At 45.6% G+C, this 6,735-nt stretch carries 7 protein-coding genes; all 7 read right to left on the bottom strand.

Annotated features, from left to right (window positions below; translation table 11 throughout):
- Window positions 1–72: 72 nt before the first annotated feature.
- Window positions 73–270 carry a hypothetical protein gene (locus tag LHW48_01560; protein MCB5259151.1) on the bottom strand — a complete coding sequence of 66 codons (198 nt, stop codon included), beginning with the start codon at window positions 268–270 and terminating at the stop codon, window positions 73–75.
- A gap of 11 nt (window positions 271–281) precedes the next feature.
- Window positions 282–2,804 (bottom strand): phage tail protein, encoded by a 2,523-nt coding sequence (locus LHW48_01555; GenBank protein ID MCB5259150.1) that lies wholly within the window; start codon window positions 2,802–2,804, stop codon window positions 282–284.
- A gap of 250 nt (window positions 2,805–3,054) precedes the next feature.
- Entirely contained in the window at window positions 3,055–4,008 is a 954-nt protein-coding gene (locus LHW48_01550; GenBank protein MCB5259149.1) for a hypothetical protein, read from the bottom strand.
- Window positions 4,009–4,194: 186 nt separating this feature from the next.
- Entirely contained in the window at window positions 4,195–4,806 is a 612-nt protein-coding gene (locus tag LHW48_01545) for a hypothetical protein (GenBank protein MCB5259148.1), read from the bottom strand.
- Entirely contained in the window at window positions 4,803–5,363 is a 561-nt protein-coding gene (locus LHW48_01540; GenBank protein ID MCB5259147.1) for a sigma-70 family RNA polymerase sigma factor, read from the bottom strand. The genes LHW48_01545 and LHW48_01540 overlap by 4 nt, the downstream gene beginning before the upstream one ends.
- 213 nt (window positions 5,364–5,576) lie before the next feature.
- Window positions 5,577–6,353 (bottom strand): phage tail family protein, encoded by a 777-nt coding sequence (locus LHW48_01535; protein ID MCB5259146.1) that lies wholly within the window; start codon window positions 6,351–6,353, stop codon window positions 5,577–5,579.
- 19 nt (window positions 6,354–6,372) lie between these two features.
- The coding region (locus LHW48_01530; GenBank protein ID MCB5259145.1) for a phage tail protein at window positions 6,373–6,735 on the bottom strand (363 nt) is incomplete at its 5' end.

Here is a 6,735-nt window from a genome sequence, read left to right as displayed (position 1 = left end):
GTCACGGACACGACTCGCTTGTCCTGTTTTTTATTTATGGTCTCAGAGAGCCTGTAAAACTTCTTCATACCATCACCCGTCCATCGTAAAGCGAATCTCGGAAGGGTGCGGCACCCAGCCGGTCGCAAGAGAGCCGCCCTGAAGGAGGATGTCCGTCACAAAGACTTGTCCGGTGCAGTCTGAAATAAAGATACGCACCGTGACGGATTTTAGCTTTGACATATAGCCCTTAGGTGCGATGCTATCTTTTACTTTTCTAAAATAGGCCATCCGCTCACCCCCTAATAAAGGTCGATAAATCTCGTTTCAACGCTTCCGTCTTCATATTCGATTTCCACTTCCACGCCGACCTGAGAAGTATCCGAAAGTTTCTCCAAGTTTTCCGAAGCGATAGCCAGAGACAAGGTATAGCTTTTACGATTGGAGGGATAGACGGTCTGCGCCATAGACTTTGTAAGTCCTGCCGCACCTTCCGCCTTAAAAGCGGCTGTTCCCGTACCGCCCGTCTCGTTCACGGCTTCAAAGCCGGAATTTAACCAGTAGGCCATCCCGTCATCCGCCCGAGAGTTTTTCAGATGGTTAAAAGGCACCATATCGGAGATGTTGCCGCCGCCAAAAGCTCCTGCCCCTTCCAAGGTATCTGCGATGGTCTCCAGCCTTTCCACGGAAGAACCGAGATTTTTTAAGGTCGTCGACAGTTCCAGCACCGTATTCCAAGGCTCCTGCAGGTTATATTCTCTTCGCACGATCCTTGTCGTAACGGAAATCCCCAGCTCTTTGTCTTCTACAAGGACATAGTCTCCCAGCGACCAAGCTTCATGAGAAAATCCCGTAAGGACGGATAAGTCCATCGCATGGAGGACATAGGAGATTTTCGGTTTGGCGTATTGCGCCAACCGCATCGCCGTGAACTCCTTCATCTGGTAGGGATTGGTAAAGGAGGAACAGTCAAGTGTGGAGATGCGCACATCATTTGAATAGGTGAAATCTTCCAGATAGGGCTTGCCGCCGTTGATATCGGAAAAAGTCATCCCGTCTGCTCCCAGTGCATACAAGCGTGTCACAAGATTTCTTGTATCAATGACCCGCTCAATGCTTTTCATATTCTTTCTGTAGGCAAAAAGAGCGCCTGAATCCCTGCCGCTCACCGTATAGAGATGAACGAGCCTGTTGGACGAGTCAAAGACCAGGTCTCCGCCGTGAAGGCTTGCGACAGCGCGAAGGATGGAAAGAGCATTCTTCTCTTGCGATACCCAGGTGCGTTTTGTCTTGACATTGACCGTGCCGACATGCCACTCTGTGCCCTCAAGGGCGTAAGCCATCGCTGTTTCCGCCGTCTCTGCATCAAAGCTTTTTTCTTCTTTGCGGACGCTGAAGGTCAGATCGTAAAACTCCGCTTCGGCATAGACTTCCGTCACGGTGTTTCCTGAAGCGTCTTTGATGTCGTTAATGGTTCTAACCTTATAAATATCGTCAACGATTTGAATCTTCTTCTCGTTTTCTAAATAGCTTCGCTTTTCATCTCTGAAGGGAAGCTTGAAGTGGAGCGTATCCTCGCCGTTGACCTCACTTGTGACAATGATGTCGTAGGCGTTTTCCAGAACCGCTTCCCAAGCACCCTCTTTTGTCAAAAGTACGGGCCTTGCAAAGCCCATCTTTCCATAAGGGGCTTTGGGGATATCGTAGATTCTGATATCAAGAAGCTTTGGCGTTTTCTTTATATCGGTTGTCGTAAAGGTGATGCGAAAGCGAATGTAATTAGCTGTAGCCTTGATTTTTCCGTCTTCCGGAAGAGCAGTCCATTCACCCCATGTACTGAGGTCGGAGCTTAGTCCATATTCCACCGCTGAAATATCCGTTACGCCCGCTTCATATTCCTTAGTAATGGCAATCCTTCCTGTACCGGAAAGAGACAGCGGTTTTGCCGTTGTCAAAAGCTCTCCGGTTAAAGGATAGACACCGTCCGTTTTCTTTAGGAGCACTTTGCCGGGCTCAGTTAATGCATCAACCGATGAAGCACTGTCACCGCCGCTTGCAAAATATGAGGAGCGAAAGTATGCTTCCAGATCCTGCATGGTAAGTTCTGAGTCGGTATCCAAAAACCAGTCGTCAAAGCCGCCTGCATACCAGTAGCTTCCGGCGTGCATGCCCATGATGATATCCGCTGTGCATAAGCGATTCAGTTCACCTGTAAAAGAGTAGACTTCCGATACCCAGCACTTGCCGTCCGACCTGTCGCCTATGACATACTGTGCCGTTTTGGCATTTGGCCGAATGATACAGGCAATAAAATAAATCCCGCCGTTTTTTAAAGTAAAGGAGGGAGAGGTCGTCCTGTCCAGAATAAGCAAGCCTGCTTCGTTATAGAGCATGACGCGCGGTCTTCCCTGAAAGAAGGAAAGATAAAAGATCGGCTGCCCCGGACCTGATCTGGTATTAAAAAGCGGGCAGTAGGTATTCCCGATAGAGTATATCGTCGGCTTGATCCAGCCGCCGACTAAAATCGTATCGCCGATATTCTGAAAAATGCCGCCGTCATTGGTAAGTTTTAAATAGGACTGTTCCGTTCCCGGATCATGGAGGTTTAACTGGATGTAGTTTCCCATCACGCCTGAGCGAATCCCTGCCGTTGTACCGCTTCGGTTTATGACTTCCATCTTGCGATGACTGCCGGAGGAATCCATAAGAAACCCCTGGTCATCGAAGCTGCCCTCATTGAAACGCCAAAGACCGGATTTGGCAAGGGCAGCCGGAAATTCGCCCGTAAAATCTTCCTGCGATTGAATCGTTAATTTAAGTGCCATGTCATCACCTCCAGTTAACCTCCTTCTTGAGGTGTTGGATTTTACCTTTCTCCGAGTTTTTTAGCTCGGTAACTCATAAAAATCTTTTATATTTCCTTTCACACCCACTGCAATCGTTTTATTGAAACGACAAAGATGGACACAAAAAAGCAGCAAGTCTAAAAAGATTTGCTGCTTTATATGCTGATCTTTCCGGCAAATGTTTCCTGACGTTAAGTATTATTAATCTGATTGTGTCCCCAGCCTTCAACTATTTAATCATTGATCCTGGAACAGATGTCGCAATCCGGACATAACCCAAACTTGTCCAACCACTGTTAACAATGTCATAGCCAGAGGAGGATGTCGCACCGCTGGTATAGCCAACACCTACTACCGCATGTGCTTTAGTCCAATAGCTCGTTGCTCCTGCTCCAATATACAAAATGCAAGGATGCCCATTTCCGTTGTTGATTCTATTCTTATACTTTGTCCAAGTATAAGAGGTTTTTGAAACAGAGGATACACCGCTCCCACTATGCGTATCCATGTACTTATTCGCCAGTTTTGCGGGATTTGACATTGAAATGCTTGTGGTAGACCCAAATTGATCATTTGCAATTACTGCGAGAGCGACCTTCAGCTTTTGTTCTGTGTTATGTGTGTACTGCACATAATTATTATTAAAATAATTGTCCATGTGTCGCAAATACATAGCAACCGCATTGATTCCGCAGTCAGTCGTCCAGGGGCTGGAATTGTTGCCAGCGCTATATACAAGAGAAGTATCTGAACCACCACTTACCAAAACTTCTGAACTACGTGCATAAGTAGCCTCGGCAAGCCCACTCTCTCGTTGAATTTTCTCTGCTTTCATGCTTTCTGTTGCAAGGGTCAAACCATTGCGAGATGTGTCATACAGTTCATCTTTAGCGATTTCTGTATTGGAATCCAAAATTGTGGCTGTGTTGTCTTGATTGATAGTCGCAAAACGAAGGTATCCATTGTATACAATAGTGTCAGTGCGAGTAAATGGCACCGTTGCATCCAGTGCATACATAACTACATCATACGTGGAAAGATCAATGATGCCGAAACCTTTGGCACCACTGGAAACATCAAATTCCACACAAGTATAGGAATCGTTACCCGACACATCCAAAATTTTATAGGCATCGGTAGGCGTAACTTTAACATTACTGTTATTAAGAATTACCAATGCCATATAGTCGGCATCGGTAAGGCGGTCTTTGTCTGCTGTGTTTTCGGCAGCAAACGCCGTGGAAACCAGACCAAGGCAGAGACAAAGAGCAAGAATAATCGAAGTAATCTATCTTTTCATTTGATACAGTCCTCACTTTCTTAGATTGCGTTTGTTAGGTACATATTGCATTACTTATCATTACAAGTTCTATTCGCCGGAATAGTCAGTTATCTGTTTAGCTGAATTAACCATGTCCCAAAAACCATCGATTTCAGCAATATCCCTTATGCTAAACGAATAAGAGATGATATTTTCTCCACTGTCAAAATAGATATAGCTTCCAGTCCCATCCAATTTTTCACGGTAATGAATGATATTCAGCTCTGTACTTTCCTTCTCATGGCTATGGAACCACTCTTTCGAAGCAATCCTGATAACCATTTCGTCTCCGAGTTCCTCATTACTGAAGGTCACTTTCAGCACAGCATTATCACCAACGCCATAAATGCAAGGGATATCCTGCAGCACATATCCATCCAAAAGCTTCTGAGGAAATAGAACACCAAAGCTTTTATCATTCATTGCTTCTGTTAATGTCAACTCCACCTTGGGTTCATTTTCAGTAACAAGATTCTCATTTTGACGTTGGAACGTGGTAACGAACAACGCTAGCGCCAGCACAAACACAAAACAAGCAGCTATTACGCTCACTTTTCCCCATGGAACAGCCCTTCTTATTCTTGGATGGTAGAGCGCAGCCTCTTCTACATATTTGCTATCAATGATGCCCATGGCATCCGAAAAAGTTTTTACATTCATACAAACACCTCCCTGTTGATTAAGTACTCCTTCAACTTTTTGCGAATGCGAGTAAGCCGAACAGAGACATTTTTTTCTGAAATCCCAACCTGCTCCGCTATATCTTTGTACGTATCAGCGAACCAGTATCGGCGCATAAAGATTACACGATTTTCTATGGGCTGCTTTTCTAGAAAGTCCTCAATCATCTGTGCTAGTTCTCGCGCCTCAACTTCTGCCTTAGTTGTGTTTGGCGAAGCAATAAACGGCTCAATTTCATTCAAAGTTGTTGTATAGGAGCTATCCCTTTTTTGTGCATGTTTTTTCCAGTATGCATTTACTGAAAGGTTTCTGACAATTTTCAAAACAAAAGTCAATAACGGATTTGGTCTAGTCGGTGGAATCGCATTCCAAACACCTAAGTAAGAGTCATTTACGCATTCCTCAGCATCCTGTCTATTGTTTACAATATTGTATGAGAGCTTGAAACAAGCCTTTCCGTATTTTGTATCCAACTCTAATATTGCATCTTCTGAGCGTTCAAAGAACAGCTCTATAATCGTATCATCTTGTATCATCCGCATGACCTCCTTTCCGGCTTCACTTATATACTACGGTTTTAAGTGGAAATCACTACAACAATATCAGTTCTTTTTGCAATAATGCCAGCACAAAGAAAAAGTAACTCAGAGACTCAGCGATCATCAGGTCGACTCGCCGATACTCAAATACGAGGCTTAGTTTAGGTCACCCGTATCCATTCTAAAAATCACTTGACTTTGAATAGTTTGTCACCTCCATCGGCTTCGCGCATTGATTTTCAGTTCTGAAAAAGTTCCGTTCACAGCCTGAATAAGAACGCTGTTTTCGCCGATCCTAAGCTCCGGAAAGTTCAGCTCCTTGAGATAAGGGAGTGCGTTTCTCAGCACAAGCCCGCTTCCATCTTCCACATAAGCCGTCATCTTCTCCGTGTCGATCACAAGGATCTCACCCAAGGAAAGCTCCGCATTGATAAGTTTCATCTCCATGCCATTCACAGAAATGGAGATAAAGTTTTCCGGGGCTTTCGCAAGACTTCCTTTAAGGAAATAGACAGGCCTTGATGCGATATTTCCAAGGCTTCGTGTGATGAGTGTTTCTCCCGCCTTCGTTACCGTAAAGACCTCATCTGCCAGGGCATAAGCAAAGGGATCGGGGCAATAAAAGGAAAGGTCAAATACTCCGGCTGCACGAATAACTCTTTCGCAGTCCACCTTTTCCTTTAGCCTTGCCATAAAGTAGCGATCCGGCACATCGTCAAAGATCAGTTGTTTTAAGCCGTCTACCGGGGAAAGCCAGAGCGCAATCCGGTCTAAGGTTTCTACCAGATCGGAAAATCGAAGTTTGGGAAAGATGGAACAGGACACCGAGATTTCTCTGGCATCCATATCTGCGCCAAAGTCCGCCACGCCGTATTTTCCGGGAATGGAAGCCGAGTAGTTTCTCAGCATGCCGGACACCTGCCAGGAAGTGAGCCGTGCTTTTACATCCATGTCTTTTGACGAAATGTCGTTATAGATAAATCCCACCCTGCATCACTCCTTCCTTTTACGCCGGCGAGAAGCGGCCTTGTGCTCTGGAGCCTGCTTCAATAAGGTTATAGAGCTCCTGCGAAACTTTTCGGATATCGTCTTCACTTCGAACAAACATCTGCTCGATTGTGATCTGTGGAAAAGAGCCTATCGGAGCAACTCCTCTCAAAGCACCGCTTACCGCCGATTCCGCCTGAACCTGAAAATCTGTCGGCAGTGCCACGCTCATATCTTTTCCGAGCTGACCCATCACATCGTTGATGTCTTCTGCCAAGCCCTCACTGGCTCTGACCGCATCGCCGCCTGAGCGTTCAATGGCACCTGCTAGTCCTTCTACCAGCATTTCACCGATCCAGGCCATTTCTTTTGACGGAGAGCT

The organism is Candidatus Cloacimonadota bacterium (genome assembly GCA_020532355.1).
Classification (GTDB): domain Bacteria; phylum Cloacimonadota; class Cloacimonadia; order Cloacimonadales; family Cloacimonadaceae; genus UBA5456.
The sequence above is the reverse complement of the archived record's forward strand: the minus strand, read 5'-3'. Positions and strand labels throughout refer to the sequence as shown.

What these genes read in the sequence shown, in the direction of transcription:
- LHW48_01560 (MCB5259151.1), bottom strand. Translation starts at nt 270, where the DNA reads ATGGCCTATTTTAGAAAAGTAAAAGATAGCATCGCACCTAAGGGCTAT.
- LHW48_01555 (MCB5259150.1), bottom strand. Translation starts at nt 2,804, where the DNA reads ATGGCACTTAAATTAACGATTCAATCGCAGGAAGATTTTACGGGCGAA.
- LHW48_01550 (MCB5259149.1), bottom strand. Translation starts at nt 4,008, where the DNA reads ATGGCATTGGTAATTCTTAATAACAGTAATGTTAAAGTTACGCCTACC.
- LHW48_01545 (MCB5259148.1), bottom strand. Translation starts at nt 4,806, where the DNA reads ATGAATGTAAAAACTTTTTCGGATGCCATGGGCATCATTGATAGCAAA.
- LHW48_01540 (MCB5259147.1), bottom strand. Translation starts at nt 5,363, where the DNA reads ATGATACAAGATGATACGATTATAGAGCTGTTCTTTGAACGCTCAGAA.